General features: G+C 43.4%; 18 protein-coding genes. 10 read left to right on the top strand and 8 right to left on the bottom strand.

Going from position 1 to position 16,498, the window contains the following annotated elements; all coding sequences use genetic code 11:
• Positions 1-79: 79 nt before the first annotated feature.
• Complete coding sequence (locus H6F74_RS24055; RefSeq protein ID WP_190444664.1) at positions 80-1,318, bottom strand: HhoA/HhoB/HtrA family serine endopeptidase; 1,239 nt, start codon at positions 1,316-1,318, stop codon at positions 80-82.
• A gap of 364 nt (positions 1,319-1,682) precedes the next feature.
• On the opposite strand from H6F74_RS24055, the gene H6F74_RS24050 reads away from it, so the two are divergent.
• From H6F74_RS24050 to H6F74_RS24040, 3 genes are all read left to right on the top strand, one after another.
• On the top strand, positions 1,683-2,432 hold the full coding sequence (locus H6F74_RS24050) for a hypothetical protein (RefSeq protein WP_190444663.1): 750 nt from the start codon (positions 1,683-1,685) through the stop codon (positions 2,430-2,432).
• Positions 2,433-3,065: 633 nt separating this feature from the next.
• A complete protein-coding gene (locus H6F74_RS24045; RefSeq protein ID WP_190444662.1) occupies positions 3,066-3,455 on the top strand; it encodes a hypothetical protein in 390 nt (129 codons plus the stop codon).
• 152 nt (positions 3,456-3,607) lie between these two features.
• Complete coding sequence (locus H6F74_RS24040; protein WP_199301585.1) at positions 3,608-5,857, top strand: fused MFS/spermidine synthase; 2,250 nt, start codon at positions 3,608-3,610, stop codon at positions 5,855-5,857.
• Positions 5,858-6,133: 276 nt separating this feature from the next.
• On the opposite strand, the gene H6F74_RS24035 is transcribed toward H6F74_RS24040, so the two are convergent.
• Positions 6,134-7,216, bottom strand: coding sequence for an AI-2E family transporter (locus H6F74_RS24035; protein ID WP_190444660.1), 1,083 nt, complete (start codon positions 7,214-7,216; stop codon positions 6,134-6,136).
• Between the two features lie 202 nt (positions 7,217-7,418).
• Between H6F74_RS24035 and pdxH the strand changes: the two genes are divergently transcribed.
• The 3 genes from pdxH to H6F74_RS24020 all read left to right on the top strand — a co-directional run bounded on the left by pdxH (position 7,419) and on the right by H6F74_RS24020 (position 9,804).
• Positions 7,419-8,063 carry a pyridoxamine 5'-phosphate oxidase gene (gene pdxH, locus H6F74_RS24030; protein WP_190444659.1) on the top strand — a complete coding sequence of 215 codons (645 nt, stop codon included), beginning with the start codon at positions 7,419-7,421 and terminating at the stop codon, positions 8,061-8,063.
• A 658-nt stretch (positions 8,064-8,721) separates the two neighbouring features.
• Positions 8,722-9,234, top strand: coding sequence for a hypothetical protein (locus H6F74_RS24025; RefSeq protein ID WP_190444658.1), 513 nt, complete (start codon positions 8,722-8,724; stop codon positions 9,232-9,234).
• A gap of 147 nt (positions 9,235-9,381) precedes the next feature.
• Complete coding sequence (locus tag H6F74_RS24020) at positions 9,382-9,804, top strand: translation initiation factor (RefSeq protein WP_190444657.1); 423 nt, start codon at positions 9,382-9,384, stop codon at positions 9,802-9,804.
• 118 nt (positions 9,805-9,922) lie between these two features.
• Here H6F74_RS24020 and H6F74_RS24015 read toward each other — a convergent pair whose 3' ends face one another.
• The 4 genes from H6F74_RS24015 to H6F74_RS24000 form a co-directional block, all read right to left on the bottom strand.
• Positions 9,923-10,591 carry an HAD family hydrolase gene (locus H6F74_RS24015; protein WP_190444656.1) on the bottom strand — a complete coding sequence of 223 codons (669 nt, stop codon included), beginning with the start codon at positions 10,589-10,591 and terminating at the stop codon, positions 9,923-9,925.
• Positions 10,592-10,689: 98 nt separating this feature from the next.
• Complete coding sequence (locus H6F74_RS24010; protein ID WP_190444655.1) at positions 10,690-11,094, bottom strand: hypothetical protein; 405 nt, start codon at positions 11,092-11,094, stop codon at positions 10,690-10,692.
• Between the two features lie 369 nt (positions 11,095-11,463).
• Positions 11,464-11,826 carry a hypothetical protein gene (locus tag H6F74_RS24005; protein ID WP_199301583.1) on the bottom strand — a complete coding sequence of 121 codons (363 nt, stop codon included), beginning with the start codon at positions 11,824-11,826 and terminating at the stop codon, positions 11,464-11,466.
• 7 nt (positions 11,827-11,833) lie between these two features.
• Positions 11,834-12,064 (bottom strand): hypothetical protein, encoded by a 231-nt coding sequence (locus H6F74_RS24000; protein ID WP_190444654.1) that lies wholly within the window; start codon positions 12,062-12,064, stop codon positions 11,834-11,836.
• A 195-nt stretch (positions 12,065-12,259) separates the two neighbouring features.
• Between H6F74_RS24000 and H6F74_RS23995 the strand changes: the two genes are divergently transcribed.
• The 4 genes from H6F74_RS23995 to H6F74_RS23980 all read left to right on the top strand — a co-directional run bounded on the left by H6F74_RS23995 (position 12,260) and on the right by H6F74_RS23980 (position 14,886).
• On the top strand, positions 12,260-12,520 hold the full coding sequence (locus tag H6F74_RS23995) for a helix-turn-helix transcriptional regulator (protein WP_190444653.1): 261 nt from the start codon (positions 12,260-12,262) through the stop codon (positions 12,518-12,520).
• Between the two features lie 196 nt (positions 12,521-12,716).
• Positions 12,717-13,520 (top strand): hypothetical protein, encoded by an 804-nt coding sequence (locus tag H6F74_RS23990; RefSeq protein ID WP_190444652.1) that lies wholly within the window; start codon positions 12,717-12,719, stop codon positions 13,518-13,520.
• A 5-nt stretch (positions 13,521-13,525) separates the two neighbouring features.
• Positions 13,526-14,740 (top strand): DNA methyltransferase, encoded by a 1,215-nt coding sequence (locus H6F74_RS23985; protein ID WP_190444651.1) that lies wholly within the window; start codon positions 13,526-13,528, stop codon positions 14,738-14,740.
• Complete coding sequence (locus H6F74_RS23980; RefSeq protein ID WP_190444650.1) at positions 14,734-14,886, top strand: hypothetical protein; 153 nt, start codon at positions 14,734-14,736, stop codon at positions 14,884-14,886. The genes H6F74_RS23985 and H6F74_RS23980 overlap by 7 nt, the downstream gene beginning before the upstream one ends.
• A gap of 6 nt (positions 14,887-14,892) precedes the next feature.
• On the opposite strand, the gene H6F74_RS23975 is transcribed toward H6F74_RS23980, so the two are convergent.
• Together H6F74_RS23975 and H6F74_RS23970 are read right to left on the bottom strand one after the other, a co-directional pair.
• Positions 14,893-15,099, bottom strand: coding sequence for a hypothetical protein (locus H6F74_RS23975; protein ID WP_190444649.1), 207 nt, complete (start codon positions 15,097-15,099; stop codon positions 14,893-14,895).
• A gap of 366 nt (positions 15,100-15,465) precedes the next feature.
• Positions 15,466-16,341: a manganese catalase family protein gene (locus H6F74_RS23970; protein WP_190444648.1), complete on the bottom strand. Its 876-nt coding sequence runs from the start codon at positions 16,339-16,341 to the stop codon at positions 15,466-15,468.
• Between the last annotated feature and the right edge of the window lie 157 nt (positions 16,342-16,498).

The following is a 16,498-nucleotide window of genomic DNA, read 5'->3' as shown; positions in this document are numbered from 1 at the left end:
CCAAGCAAAAAAAAAGGATGGGTTTCTTAACCCATCCCTTGTAATCTGTCTTACTCACCTTATGGAACGCTACAGCCTACTAACGCTCAACCGGAAGCGCAGCGGTTTGGATAGGTACGTTGATATTCTGCCCATTCCGACGTAACTCTAGCTGTAAATTGCTACCTACTTGAGTCTTTTCTACTTGCTGTTGTACGCTTTCCGAGTTTGCGATCGCTTGCCCATTGATTTTTTGAATCACATCTCCAGGGCGTAATCCCGCCTTAGCAGCTGGGGAATTTCGCATAACTCTAAGAACGAGGACACCTCGATCTGCATCTACGCTCAAGCCACTATTGGCATCTTCATTAATTTGCTGTCTCACGTCAGGGGTAAGCGTCGTCATCTGAACGCCTAAATAAGGATGTTCCACCTTACCTGTAGTCACCAGCTGGTTAGCAATGCGTTGAGCGGTGTTGATGGGAATTGAGAAACCAAGTCCTTGAGCGCCCTGGATAATGGCTGTATTCATCCCAATTACCTCCCCTCTAGCGTTCAGCAATGGCCCGCCAGAGTTACCAGGATTAATCGCCGCATCAGTTTGAATGAAGTTTACCCGCTTATCGGGAACGCCAACTTGAGAGCTAGAACGTCCGGTGGCGCTAATGATGCCCGTAGTAACGGTATTATCAAGACCAAGGGGATTACCGATAGCGATCGCCCATTCCCCAGGTCGCAACTGCTCGGAATTACCTAAACGCACTGTCGGCAAATTATCAGCCTGAATCTTAACCACAGCCACATCTGTTACTGGGTCAGTTCCCATCACCTTACCTTTAAAGGTGCGCCCATCCTTGAGGATAACGTTTACAGTGTCAGCACCATCGACTACATGGGCATTAGTGAGAATTTGACCATCAGTGTTGATAATAAATCCAGAGCCAGTACCCCGTTCTACTCTCTCTTGGGGGCCAGTGGGTAATTGCCCACCAAAGAATCGCCGGAAGGTAGGATCGTTGAAGGCATCGGGAATCTGTCTGCTTACTGTACGGGAAGAATTAATCCGCACTACGGCTGGCCCCACCCTTTCAACAACATCTGTAACAAAGTTTGTATCTGTATTTCCTGGTAATGCCTGAGCTGTGAGAGTCTCTGGAAGGGGAGATGCTTGTAGGGGTTCGGTTCCCACGCCCTTAGTTACTAGATAGTTGCCTGAAAAAGTGACACCTGCTCCCAACAGCACCAGCGACAGATAGGTTGCTGTCTTTTGCCAGGGTTTGGAAGCTGAAGCGTCAAATCGCCCGGAATTTTTATCTCTATCTTGCTGTCTGCTTTGCATTTGAAACACCTGTCACAAGGAAGTTAAAACTTAGTACGCTTGTTACCCAACTGCGTCCGCGTAAAGACGCTATCTAGATTCACCTATAGAGAAGAGAACCTTCACCTCTCTACTCTTCTCACTGTAGACACCTGATATGACGTACTTGTGACATTGGTGTTGCACTCAGATGAAATCTTTCTGTTGTTAAAGCAATGCTGCTGTCGTGCTTACCTCGTATGTGGCAGCATTTTCATGTAGCTACAGGCAGATTATTGCATATACGCGATCGCCTAAATTGCGCCTTTCGAGATTCCGCTAGGAACTTGGGCTATTGAAAGCGGTCTACTTATTAAGTAGTTGTTATTAACTCAAAAATAGATTTATGAATCGGCTAAAATCTGAAGTTGTCCGCCTCAACCGACTCCCAGAAAAGTTAATTAATTCTATGTATGATTTGTATTATCAGTATTATGATAGTACAAATCAGGATATGTTTTACGAAGATTTAACTCAAAAAGATTATGTAATTCTCCTGAAAGATGACACTGAAAAAATCCAGGGTTTTTCTACAGTAGCTGTTCTTAAATTTGAATTTGAGGAACCACAACAAGCTATTTTTTCCGGGGATACAATTATTAATCATGAGTATTGGGGAGAGCAAACCCTATCTTTGGCATGGTGTCGTCTGGCTGGGCAGATTAAGGCCGAAGCCCCAGAACAACCTTTATACTGGTTTCTGATAGTCAAAGGCTATCGTACTTATCGCTACCTGCCAGTATTTGCCAAAACTTTTTATCCGACTTGGCGATATCCCACGCCAGAAAAATATCAGGCGTTGATGGATTACCTAGCTAAGAGAAAATTCGGCAACTACTACAATCCCCAAACTGGATTAATTCGATTTCCCACGTCGCAGGGACATTTGCGAGGAACCTGGGCTGAGATTAAGGATGGATTTGCCAATAAACCGGATATAAATTACTTTTTACAGCGCAATCCAGAATATTATAAAGGGGATGAATTGGTTTGTTTGATGGAATTGTGCGATAATAATATGCGATCGCACGCCCGACGAGGATTTCTGGAAGGTTTTGATATGAAACCAGAACCCGTTTTACAATTTATAAAATAATTAATAGATTTGTAGACTTTTGGCTAAAAATGCACTTTAAGGTGCAATACTTAGTTATCAACTAGAGACGCGATAACCGCCAGAATTGTACGCTTAAGTAATCCAAAATCATTGCCTTGTCTAAGCCGCGAATTCTGAGTCTGGGGAAAACTTGAAAAAGTTTTCTTTAAACAGGAGAATAAAAAAGTTAGCATCTAAAACAACCGTTCGCCTAGTGCCTCGTGTTGTCGCACTTCTCAACACAATGAAGAAGTGAAATTGGCGCTTCTGGAGTAAATTGAACCGAAGCGAAAAGAAAATGGTTGCATCAATTACGAATTACAAAATCGTAACGATGTGACCGATTTTACCTTTGTTGAAGATTAGAAAAACGATGCTTTGCTAAAGGCACATTTGGCATCAGGCCAGATTGAGGAAACTGATGTAATGAACGGATTGGTGGCTTTTATCGGTTGCTAGCATAAGCTGCGTTACATTGATGAAAGAAGCGGTGGTACTCGCGTAACACCTCAACTAGACACGCGAGAACTGCGTTCTTGGGTTATGTGGGATGTCGGGAATAAGGAGTAGCGAGGACGCGATCGCACTCAAATGAAGAGATGCTGACAATTTCACTGCAAGAGAGTGCATACCATGAGTGAGCCAAAAAACATAGCGTCTCTGATCAATACGTGGCAAACTATTATTCAATGCGAACAAAAAACCTGGGTTCTGTTTGAAAATGGAACTTGTCTGATTCTCACGGAACCCCAACAGAATCTAGCAACTCAGGCAAAAGCCATTATGTCAGAGTGGGGGCCAGTTTATTATGGCAGTTGTAGTGGAAATTTTATAGTTATCAACCTCCTAAATTGTCCAGGCTGGGTTGTTACAGGCGATCATCCTGATATGCTTAGCTATGTGAGTCCCGACGAATTTGAAGAGGACGAACCTAGTGATTTTATCATTGGACTCCTTGGAAAAAAGAAACAAGATGCGGATGCAAAGTATCTGAGAATTATTTATATTGAAGACAAGCGATAAGACCGAGCTATTTCCTTGGGCCGCGGACTTTTCTTATATAAACGTACTTGATCGCGTCTGAAACACTTTTAAATATTTCGTTTGGAGATATGATATTTCTTTTTTCTTTTACACTTTTTATCAGTGCTTTTCTACTTTTCTGGGTGCAGTTGATGGTAGCAAAAATGATTCTACCTTTATTAGGCGGCGCACCCTCAGTATGGAACACTTGTTTATTTTTTTTCCAAGCCGCTTTATTGCTTGGTTATGGATACTCCCATTTAACGACAAGTTGGTTTAGCGTTCGTCGCCAAGCCATCATTCATAGTATTTTACTCTTAGTTCCGCTCGGATTTTTACCGATTTCTGTGGCTAAGAGTTGGGTTCCTCCTCAAGAGGCTAATCCTATTCCTTGGTTATTAGCTTTGCTGCTTTTCTCGGTCGGATTACCATTTTTTGTTGTTGCTACTTCTGCACCTCTAGTGCAAAAATGGTTTGCTGATACAGGACATCCAGCCAGTTCCGATCCTTATTTTCTATATACTGCCAGTAACCTTGGCAGTATGTTAGGAGTTCTAAGTTACCCTATCTTAATTGAGCCAAATTTTTCTTTAACACAGCAGAGTTGGTTATGGGCGATCGCTTACGGATTACTGGCTTTATCGACGCTGGTTTGTGCAGTATTTTTATGGCGATCGCCTGAAGAAGGTGACAAGTCATTCCCCCAACCCATCAGCAATAAAATACCCTTATCTTTCCCAGGCTGGAGGGGGTGGGGAGCAGACAAAGGTAAAAGTGAAGAGGAAGAGTTAAATAATTTAGCTCAAAACTCAAAATTCATAACTCCTAACTCTTTCCTACCTCCCACTATTCAACAGCAAACTCAGTGGGTATTACTTTCTTTTCTGCCTTCCAGCTTACTTTTAGGAGTCACCACCTATCTAACGACAGACATTGCCGCAATTCCGCTTTTGTGGGCTATTCCCTTAGCAATTTATCTGTTAACCTTTATTTTGACTTTCGCCCGAAACCCAACACTACCGCACAATCTTTTTGGGGCAATTCTGCCTGTATTTTTAGCTATACTAACTATTTTATTTTTAATTCAAGTGATGCAGCCGATTTGGGTTTTATTTCCCTTGCATTTGCTGGGATTTTTTGTGGCTGCTTGTGTTCTTCATGGAGAATTGGCTAGAAGTCGCCCTACTACGAAGTATTTAACTAATTTTTATTTATGGATTTCTGTTGGGGGCGTGCTTGGCGGATTGTTCAACGCGATCGCAGCCCCGTTGCTGTTTCAATCTGTCCTAGAGTACCCTCTAATTATGATCCTCAGTTTGCTACTATGGCAAACTCAAAAAGACGCAGACGATTCTTTATCCAGCTTACAGCGGCGCTTCACCTTCCCGATTAGCCTTGGTCTTTTAATCGGCACTTTACTTGTGGGTTTTTCGGGAAATCATGTAACTAGCAATTTGCTAGGAAATTTTCTGGCGTTTAGCCTACTTATTATTATATTTTACTCCTTCAATTTACACCCCATTCGTCTTATAATCGGTTTATTTTTAATTTTCCTTATCAGTCAATTTTCCATAGGAAGTCTGGGCGGTATACTCGACACAGAACGCAGTTTTTTTGGTGTTTACCGCGTCTTAAATGATAGACGCGGAGACTATCATAGTCTGCTGCATGGCACGATTTTGCACGGAAAACAAAGTTTAACTCCAGAACGCCGCCACGAACCCTTAACTTATTTTCATCCCACCGGGCCAATTGGACAATTATTTAAGTCTTTTAATACTAATAAACATCCCTCTCGCGTTGCCGTTTTAGGATTAGGCGTTGGGACGCTTGCTGCTTACTCAGAACCAGGACAACAATGGACATTCTACGAAATAGATCCGACTGTTGAAAAACTGGCTCGCGACACTCGTTATTTCACATTCTTGCAAGATTCAAAAGCTCCATTATCTGTTGTCTTAGGCGATGCTCGTTCGCGATTTTCGGAAGCTTCAGATAATACCTATGATTTAATTTTCATGGATGCTTTTAGCTCTGATTCAGTCCCAATTCACTTAATAACGCGGGAAGCTATTCAGCTTTACTTGAGCAAATTAACAAAAGACGGTTTAATTGTCATTAATATTTCTAACAGATTTTTGAACTTAGAGCCTGTTTTAGGTGCTTTAGCGCAAGATTTAGGATTATCCACTCTGAGGCAGAGGGAAGTGAATATTTCTGAATATGAGCGAGAAATCGGTAAATCACCTTCTCATTGGGTGCTATTTGCCCGTAATGAAAGAGATTTTGGCAACCTGATTAATGATTCGCGCTGGCAATCGATTCCACAAACAAAACCAGTACCTGTGTGGACAGATGATTTTTCAAATATTTTTCGAGTTTTACGTGCTTTTGGAGCCTGAAAATATGAAGTCTCCAAATTTAGGTTGAGGGGCGTGGAGTTTGCGGTAACGAAACACAACGTTTTGTGAAATTCCTAAATGATTCGTGAAGGCGAGATACCCGACTTCTTTAAGAAGTCGGGTATCTGAAGGGCGGGCATCTCACAAATCAAATAGAATTGCTATTTACCTTTTTTGAAAGGAACCGCCCAGACACACAGAACAAGAAGAAAGACAGTTTTATAAATGGATTAAGATTGCTATATTTGAATCATTTTTTATCTCCTTCCCCATAATTTAAGTATCTTGGGGTTCGCGGTATACCTCGGTCGTTACAACTGGGGGCTGACGCAATCTGCGAATAGTATCAATAGTATCTTTAATAGTTCCAGCAAGAGGTATTGATAAAATTACACCTAATAGTCCAGCTATTTGACCTCCCATTAATAAAGCAATGAAAATCCAAATTGGATTAAGTCCGGTAAAATCGCCCATTAATTTAGGAGCCAAGAAATTATCTTTTATCTGCTGCATGAAGATAGCTGCGCTCAATACGCGAATGGCTAACCAAAAATCTTGCAGCATCACCAAAATTGTTACTAAACCAATTCCTAAAGTAGCACCGATAAAAGGAATCAATTCGGTAACGCCAATTAGCAAGCCAAACAATAGGGCATATGGTATCTTCAAAATCAAAAAAATTGGAGTCAGTGTTGCCACCATGAATAACCCCAGAATGAGTTGGGTAAGAAAATAGTTCTGAAAATTCAGCCGCAGAGATTCGCTTAAGGGTAGCCCGATTTGAGATGGTAATAGATTAATCAGACCGAACCATAAGCGATCGCCATAAAGCAGCATATAAAATGCCAGAACCACTACGAACACCACATCTATTAATCCCGACACCGTTCCCAAGGCAACTCCAAACGCCTGACCAGCTAATGCTTGCACTTGATTTTCAACGCGAACGCTGACGCGATGGCTAAATCCCTTGAGATCCAGTGGCAAACGCCGATTTTTTGCCCATATGTCCAAATAATCTAGATTCTGATTACTTTCCTGTAACCAATCTGGTATATTTTTTAACAGTTGGACGCTTTGATCAACCAAAATTGGCACCAGCGTTACGCCCACAACAGCCAAAAATGTTAAAGTCAAAAGCAAAACGACTATGACGGATTGAGCGCGACTGAGCCGAAACCGCTCGAAAATCCGGACTGCATAGTTGAGTAAAAACGCTAAAATCGCCGCGATGGTTAGCACCGCGAATAAATGCTCAAAATAGCGAAATAGCTGGGACAGAACCCAGATATTTAGGGCGATGATTGGGCCGCTCAGACCCAAAATTAGGAGGCGTTGAAGATTGGCTGAACGGCGCATCGTGAAAAACCTGTAGCATTTGCACACTGAGGCACTTTTATCACCAGAGCTGCCTAAATATTAGACTCTCAACTATGACAGTCTAAAGCTTATAGTCTATAGACATATCGGCAAATTGGTATTTTTTTTAAAAGGTAAAAAATTGGAGTCAAGGGCTGCGAGAAAATACCTATTAGGAAAAGAAGTTAATTGAGAAACCAAAATGGATATAAGTGTAGCCGATCTGCGTAAAGATTACAAAAGATCCGGGCTTGAGCGAGCTGATGCTGACCCCAATCCCTTCAAACAATTTCGCAAGTGGTTTGACCAGGCACGAGAAGCCCAACTTCCTGAACCCAATGCGATGACTCTTGCCACTGCTACGTCCCTTGGCAACCCAAGCGCCAGAATGGTGTTACTCAAGGACTTCGACGAACGAGGCTTCGTCTTTTACAGTAATTACGAGAGTCACAAAGCACAGCAACTTCAGGAAAATCCGTGGGCATCGTTAGTTTTTTGGTGGGCGGAACTGGAACGCCAGGTGCGGATTGAAGGGCGGGTGGAGAAGGTTTCAGATGAAGAGTCAGATACCTATTTTCACAGCCGTCCGCTCTTAAGTCAGCTGGGTGCTTGGGCTTCGCACCAAAGTCAAGTCATCGACAGCCGCGAGGTGCTTGAGCAACGGTTAGAGGAATTGAAAGGGAAATTTGAAAACCAGGAGATTCCCAGACCGCAGCACTGGGGAGGCTATCGAGTTATCCCAACTGGGATCGAATTTTGGCAGGGTCGTCCGAGCCGCCTGCACGATCGCTTGTTTTACCAGCTTTGCGATGATGGTAGCTGGGTAATTGAGCGCCTGTCGCCCTAGAAATGAACCACAGAGGACACAGAGGGATTCTCCTTCTTGCTCTGTGTCTGGGCGGTTAGTTAACAACAGACGAGATGCCAGCCTTTTTAAGAAGTCGGGGATCTCGCCTTCACGGATCATTTAGGGTTGTTATAGCAATTCTCTATTGGGTGGGAATACATCTGTAGGGACATGGCATTGCCATGTCCCTAGCACGGTTGTCTGAAGGTCACAGAGAAACGCTATATATTAATACGGTTCACGAACAAGTTAAAAATCTAAAGCTTGTAACTATTCTTAATTGACCTGTATTGTCTTATAGACAGCGATCGCATCTTTTGAACTCAGCTTTCACCTCGAAGATAAGCTAAGCCTTTTATTTGTATTGCTACCTATTAAATATTTCCATGATTTATGAGTTATCTTTGTGAGTATTCCTCTGGAATGAAGTAACTTATAAAACTTCTATCTGAAGCTGTAGGAAATTATTTAGAAATTTGCTCATTATTAAATGAAAACAATAAGGGTGTAATTGTGGTGTTCTACATCATTTACAAAACCATTGTTTCCAAGGCGCTTGTGGAAATTAATTAAATAACAAAGTGCTTTGACAACAGCGCAGGTTCGTAAATCACTTTAGGAAAAAACGTGCTGTAACAGAGGGAGGACAGGAAATTCAATGAATAAAATTGACCGACAGCGTAAAAGATTTTCCCGCTCAATGGCGCTGGTGCTTTCAGTGCTGCTCATGGTTCCGTTTATAGGTGCCTGCGGACAATCGCAGAGTTCTGCCCCACCTCCACCTATTGACGATACCCGTGTTGGCACTGTTAACAATCCTCCTCCTGCAAACCAACCCCAAGCGAAGAAAAAGGGATTGTCAACGGGTCAGAAAGTGGCGATTTTGGCGGGAGCAGCTGCACTCTACTATCTCTACAACAAGCATAAGAACAAGCAAGAGCAAGGGCCCGAGGGGCAATATTACCTTTCCAAAAACGGGCGCATTTACTACCGCGATGCCCAAAAGCGCGCTCACTGGGTAACACCGCCACCTGAAGGGATTCAAGTTCCGGAGGCGGAGGCGCGACAGTACCGTGACTTCCAAGGCTATAACGGTAGCGCCACAGGCCGGGATCTCAGGGATCTGGCGGGTGCAGCTTCAGCCCCACCAATTCCAGCCCCAGCACAGTAAACCCTAATACTTTGGGATTGGAAAGTGCGATCGCATCGCGCCTAATGTCCGAAAGGTAACGAGAAACATTCAGAAACATAACGGCGTTGTGGAATAGGTTTATATCCTCTACACACCCGTTCCACAACTTGAGAAAGGAGATAGATCATGGTAGATGGATTTTTCCGAAAGCTGACCGAGGTCTTTACTGACTCTAACGATGAGCAAAACGTAGAAAACTACGATCAACGGGTACGTCCAGCTAGCGAAGATCCCTACGGCGATCCGGCATATCAGGATAGTTATCAAGATCAGTTTGGCAATGTTATCCCAGCCAGCCAAGATCCTTATGGCGATCCAGCGGATCAAGATCCCTACGGACAGTTTGGCAATGTTATCCCAGCCAGCCAAGATCCTTATGGCGATCCGGCGGATCAAGATCCCTACGGACAGTTTGGCAATGTTATCCCAGCCAGCCAAGATCCTTATGGCGATCCGGCGGATCAAGATCCCTACGGGCAGTTTGGCAATATTCGCCCCGCCAGCGAAGATCCCTATGGCGATCCGGCTGACCAAGAATACACCGGATGATAAAGCTTTGCCGCTATTTGAAACGTTGGTTTTGATGAGGCAGTGTAGGTAAAAAAAGGCAGTAACGCGATCGCGTTACTGCCTTTTTTCATGGGAACCTTTGAGAAGAAAATAGGCTTTAAGCAGTTTGGCTTAAGGGAGAAGTGTCATAATTTGCCAACAAATCGGCTGGGTGATCGTAGATAGCGATCGCATTCTTGAATTGCTCATCAGCAAAGCCACCACAGCGCAACGCAATTACATCCACACCAGCTTTATTTGCGGATTCAATATCGTAGGGCGTATCCGCAATCATCACCATCTGAGTTGGTTCCATCTGGATTTTCTTTAATGCTGCTTCCACAATATCTGGCGCTGGTTTAGAAGCTTGTGCATCGCTGGATGTTGTCGCCTGATCAAGCAAGTCATCAACTTGTGCAGCTTTTAACAGATGGGAAAGTTCTTGACTTGTAGCCGAGGTAGCGATAATTAGCTGCAACCCTTCCTGCTGCATCTTTAACAGCAGTTCTCTTGCGCCTTGTGTTGGAGATAAAGTTGGTGCAAATTTTTCGATAATCAGTTCTTTTCGCTTCTGAGAAATGGCTTTCCCATCGCCTTCTTCGTCATTAAGTTCTGGCACCATTTGCGGTATGACTTTATCGCCACCCATACCAATAAGGGGTCGAACTTTCTCAAATGGTACTTCATAACCATACGCGGCAAATCCCTCTACCCAAGCTTGGGCGTGGGCATCATTGCTCAGAACCAACGTACCATCAACATCTAGAATTACGCCTTGCAATTTCATGGTAAAAACTCCTATTTAAAACTCTGTTTGGGAACGCATTCGCGGAGGCTCTCTCTTCGGTCAAAGTGTGGAATAATATGAGGCGAGCCGCGATCGCCTCATGTTATTCCCAGCCGGAGAATCGCTTTCGTCATCGTCACGAGGTTGATTGGCCCATTCAGCGCCCCGACAACATCCGTCTGAAAGATTTGATCTTTAAAAGTTTCTGCGTAAAAAGCTTTGCGTCCCAGGCTAATTAAGTCTTCGGTGACAGCAACAGCCCCATTTTCCGGTGAAAGTTGCTTGCGCCCTTCCTCCGTCTCCAGCAGCTTATCTGCCTCTTCTTTGTCAATTACATACCCCAAGACATCATACGACCCAATCTGTTGCGGTGCAGGCTTCGTGAGGGGTGTAAAAGTGTTGTAGACGCTGGGTGTGGCAGGAATGCCTATCTCAAGTTGATAAGTAAAGAAGCCTATGACCAGAAGAACTAAACCAAGTAGAAGAATTGGGCGCGATCGCATGATGCCTCACAGATAGCAGTCACCAGTACGCACTTTAAAGGTAAAAACGCCATCATTCGTCTGCCTGGAGGTTGAAGCTCTGATTGTAGGGTTATATACGGTAAAACGCCGGATTTTCTTGATTTTGAGAAAGTTGGCTACGGTGGAATGGCGCTGGCGCAAGGAGTCCTGAACTAAAGTTCGGACTCAAAGCTAAAACCTGTTAAAACAGGTTAAATTTCATATACAGCAAGCATTTGAGCCCGTTTCATCGGTGAAATAAGTTTCACGGTGAGGAAGCTAAAACCTGTTAAAACAGGTTGAATTTCATATACAGCAAGCATTTCAGTCCGTTGAAACGGACTTGAGCTTTGAGCCTCGAACTTTAGTTCAGGGCTTTAGTTCAGGGCTTGTAAGCGCGTCTCTGCGTTTAATCCAGATTCGGCGCAGGTAATCAATGATACGCTGGTCATAATCAAATTTCTGACACTCCTGCCGAACCCACAAGCCCATTTGCCACAAGTCTTCCAAGGTTGTGCAAGTTTGAATTAAAGACGCGATCGCTTGTATCCACAAAACAAGTTTGCGGTAACTGATGAATTGCCCGCCGCGATCGCTACGATGAACAAATAGAATATAACGCCAGCATTCAGCACGTACAATCTGGGATTGAGGAATGCCTAAAAATTTGGCAATTAGGTCAAAAGTAATCCGAAACTTGAAAGGTTTAATCCGGCGAAACAAAATGGTCATAATCGCTTCAGTTGAGGTGAGAATTGGGTTGGGCTAACTCCATCTCGTTAGTCTGGTCGGCGGGTTCTGGTGTCACGTCGAAGATGATTTCGTAGGTCGCGCCTGCAACCATGCGCTGGAGGATTTGCAGATGTGCTTGCGCGTCGCTGCGACGACGAAAACGGGCAACGACAACTGACTGTAAGTTAGACATTGGGCGGATGATGCACCAGGGATGCAGCTGGTTAAAGTAGGTCATAAATCTTTTATGGACACAACAAAGATTGCCAAGGCGAACGATTTGGTCGCATAGGCTGTTACACTTTTTGTTCTGAGAAACAACTATTCCGGGCAGCTAACTAGCCAAACGATGCCTTTTTAGGCTGTCTGCCTGTTGTTCTGTTTAAACTGGCGCTTAAATAAACCGCTTAATTTAGGCGGTTTTATCATGGTAATGGCAAGACCAAAGAAAAGTCAACCAGAGGAGACTGATTCTCCGTTTAAAAAACTGCGTTTGGCCGCTGGACTGTCTCAAGAGGACTTGGTAAGACTGATGGGTGTGTCAGTTTCAACCATTCGCCGCTGGGAACGGGGATTGGCAGAACCGACGATGACGGTTTACCAAATGAAGGCTTTTTGTAGCGCAGTTAACAAGAGTTTGGACGATTTGCCTAACTCGTTGATAACGCAGCGATCGCACTCACAAGAGGATTAGGCGATCGAATTGTAGTGGTGAAAGGGAGAATGCGATCGCTTTGTTGTTTAGTGTAAGAAAAAAGGGCGCGATCGCAACTGATGGTATATATAAAGTTTCATGGCATAATCACTACACGTTGTTGAGAAACAAGGAATTTGGAAGTTGAAAAGCTGAATTATATAGCTACTACAAACAGAGTTGGAGACACAGATATATGACCTCTGTTTCAGAGCAAGCGCAAGACGAAGAATACATCAGAATTGTTATAGATCCAATTTCGGCTTGTAAAAATTACATACCAAAATTTGGGGGTAGTGCAGGATTAACATTATCTGAATTTCAAAGCTTATACCAAGCTGATCCCTTTTATTCATGGTTAGGCTTAGATTCTCCTCTAATGTTCACTGCTCATAAAGCTGCTGGCGGCATGACATCAGTGTACCGACAAGTTGGGATAGGTTGTCAAAGACTGATTCAACGCATTGTCATGGATAGTCTTAATCTGACAGCAGAGCAATCAATCTGGTCTTATGAAATCAAAAAAATAGAGGGAAAGACACAAACTTTATCTCTCGACTGCTGCATCCCAATAGCTGAAACGCAGCTTGATCGCCGTCCAATAGTTACTAATTGGGTTCGCAATGCCTGTAGAGCAGTCAACATATCAGAAGATATGATACCAGTCTTCAAAGGAGCTGTTTTTGAAATCCGACAAGGGTATAAAAGTAAAGACTCAAAGCGACAGAATGCTGATATTGCCAATGCAGCAGCAGCTTACTCTGAAGGATATTTGCCAGTAATACTACTTCTTTCAAACCAGATAGATAGTAGCGTTGCCGATCGTTATATAAAATCGCGCTGGTTAGTACTTCGGGGTACAACTAATGGTTCAACAACCAGCTCTACATACGAGTTTTGTCACCAAGTGCTAGGTTATGACTTAGCAAATTTCTTCCAACGCCATTCCGTTAGGTTGAAGCAAGAGGTAGAATCAGTTCTAACGGCTTTACTGCAATAAATTGAATGATTTCTCAAAGGGCTGATCTAACTTTCAAGGACAATCTTAAGCAAGGGCGACACGGTTGGATACGTTTAACTCCAGCCTATTCAGTCAAGGTAGTTCAAAATGTCCTCGAATATGTTGGAAAACCACAACTTGTCCTCGATCCTTTTTCTGGTAGTGGAACAACAGGGTTAGTCTGTGCTGAGAGGGGAATTAATTGCAATCTAATAGAAATTAACCCATTTCTAGCTTGGCTATCACAATCAAAAGTACATCATTACAGCCCATCTGAATTAAACGCAGCTATTGAAATAGCTGATGCTGTAGCGGAACAAGCATCCCAAAATGAGCAATCTGATAATCTCTGGATTCCACCCATTAATTATATTGAACGTTGGTGGTCATCAGAAAGGCTAAAGATACTAGCAAGTCTTTTTGAGGCGTTACAAAGTCAGCGTAAGGATGTAGGAGATAGTTTAGCTTTAAATCTACTGCTTATTGCTTTTTGTAGAACAACGATAGAGTGGTCAAATGCTGCCTTTAATCATCAATCTATGTCTTTCAAAAAAGAAAATGTCAATTTTAACAAAATAAATGAAAAGTTCGTAATTATTAATAGTTTCGTAAGTTACTGTGAGCAGACTATTAATTCTGCAAAGCAACATCTTTTAGGAAGTGTTTCTGTACAAAATAGTGACTCTCGTTACATTCACATAAACAATTGTAGAAATTATGATTGCGTGATTACCTCACCTCCCTATCCAAACCGGATGAGTTATATACGTGAAGTAAGGCCTTATATGTATTGGCTAGGTTTTCTTAAGAATGCGCGTGAGGCAGGTGATTTAGATTGGCAAGCAATTGGCGGAACTTGGGGAATAGCAACTAGCCGTCTAGCCCAATGGGAACCTGGAGATACACAAATTCAACATGAAAACTTCAAAGGTGTAATTCAAGATATTAATAAGCAAAGCCCTATCCTGGCTAACTACGTTCATAAATATTTTGTGGATATAGTAACCCACATAGAGAGCCTAAGCTATGTTCTTGTTAAAGGGGCAAAAATTTTCTATATTGTTGGCAATTCTAAGTTTTACGATACTCTTGTTCCAGTAGAAGAGATTTACATGAGCATAATGAGGCAATGCGGTTTTAAAAACGTGGAAAGTGAAGTCTTAAGAAAAAGAAATTCAAAAAAAGAATTATATGAATTCTTAGTGACAGCGGAATGGTAAGTTTGAAGAGTGCAAGTCGTCGATACTGGGAGCGATCGCATCCTCTCGAAAAATCCAATTCTGCCAAAATAACCTGTACGGCGATCGCATCCTTATCGGCTGCAATTAAAAAGGGCGCGATCGCATACGAGGACAATGATTATTAGAAAACTTTAGAATCTTGAGCCGCAGATAGATTGAACAACAGCTTCAGGCTGATTTCTATTTTGCTCTCGGCAAATTAAATTCTTAGCGAAACGTTGCTCAGCATAGGCGCGATGAGTAACCCAGCCTATCGGTGTACCAGCGATCGCGCCGATCAGCAGTCCCGTCAGCAGACTATAAACAAGATGCTTTCGAGTAATCGAATTTTCTTTCATTTAAAAATTTCTCCTAAATACCCATCCATTTTAAGGAAAGCAAAATTTAGGATAAACTTACGTCCCCCTCTCTGCTTATATCCTAAGTAGCACCCGTGACAGTATGCTGTCTTTGCGCCTAATCCTATACCACACGGGAGGAAGCCATCAGCTAAGAGTATTCACAATGCGATCGCGCTTTTTGCTCGTTTTTCTGTTTAGAGCGATCGCCTAGCAACTCAGCAAGGAAATCACCTGACAAAAAAAAATACACACCTGCAAAAATACAGGTGTGTTAGGAACTCTTAGCATCGATAACATTCGTTAGATTTGTGTTGAGAATTAGCTGACACTCTGACAAGCTAATCGCTAATTCTCAAGTCTCATCTATGTGTGTTTTGCCTTTTCAAAACCTGGTGTCCCGTGCAACTTAGGTTCAGCGGGTGGAGGTGTAGGTTCTGGCCCTAACGGTTGCGGATTCGCAATGTACTCAAACTGCCCTTTGCCGTCCATCGATTCACCCTTCGCCCAGCGTCCTTCAGCACTTTCGGTGCCGTCAGAGTGGCTCCAGAACTGATAGGCATATTCCCGCTTCTCCAATTCCAGAGGGAAGGAACTTGGAACAGGTGAAGTTTCAAGTCCAGACTCTTCGAGATCCTTAATTGCCGCTATCCACTGATTTTGGTGCATCGTATCGCGAGCGATCATAAACGAGAGCGTATCTTTTACGCCCGGATCGTCTGACATTTCATACATCCGTACCGCCTGCAAGCGTCCCTGTGACTCCGCATGAAGATTTGAGCGGAAATCTGCCAACAGGTTGCCGCTGGAAACGATAAAGCGACCGTTCCAAGGGAAACCAACGCTGTCAGAGGGCAATGCACCTAAACCGGAAACAATGGAGTGTTGTGGATTCATCGCCGCCGCCATAATCTCATCGCGGACGTTACTACCGCCCATAACCGCACCCACTAACCGATCTGCGGCACCTTCTTCTTGGACTGATAGAGGCGCTTTATCTAACAGGTGGGCGATCATTGTAGCTAGCATCTCTACGTGACCGATTTCCTCGGTACCGGTGTCAAGCAGCAAATCGCGGTACTTAGCAGGCCCTCGGCAGTTCCAACCCTGAAACAGATATTGCATCATCACGGTCATCTCGCCAAAGGTGCCGCCGATGAGTTCTTGGATCTTCTTTGCGTAAAGTGCATCCGGCTTTTCCGGTGGTTTGAAATACTGTAGTTGCTTCTTGTGATAAAACATTCAAATCTCCCTAGTTAAACTGAGCGTTAGGACAATATCTAAGGTTACAAATTAGTCATTTCCCAAGATATGTCATCGCTCGAAACTCAAAAATTGTGTCCTTTATGCTTTTAGTTAACTATCGATTTTATCGCTGTACATCAGCCTGTAGGAAGAC

The organism is Trichocoleus sp. FACHB-90, from assembly GCF_014695505.1.
GTDB classification, from domain to species: Bacteria; Cyanobacteriota; Cyanobacteriia; order Cyanobacteriales; family FACHB-T130; genus Funiculus; species Funiculus sociatus.
Note: the sequence above shows the minus strand (reverse complement) of the source record. Positions and strands in the feature narration are given on the sequence as shown.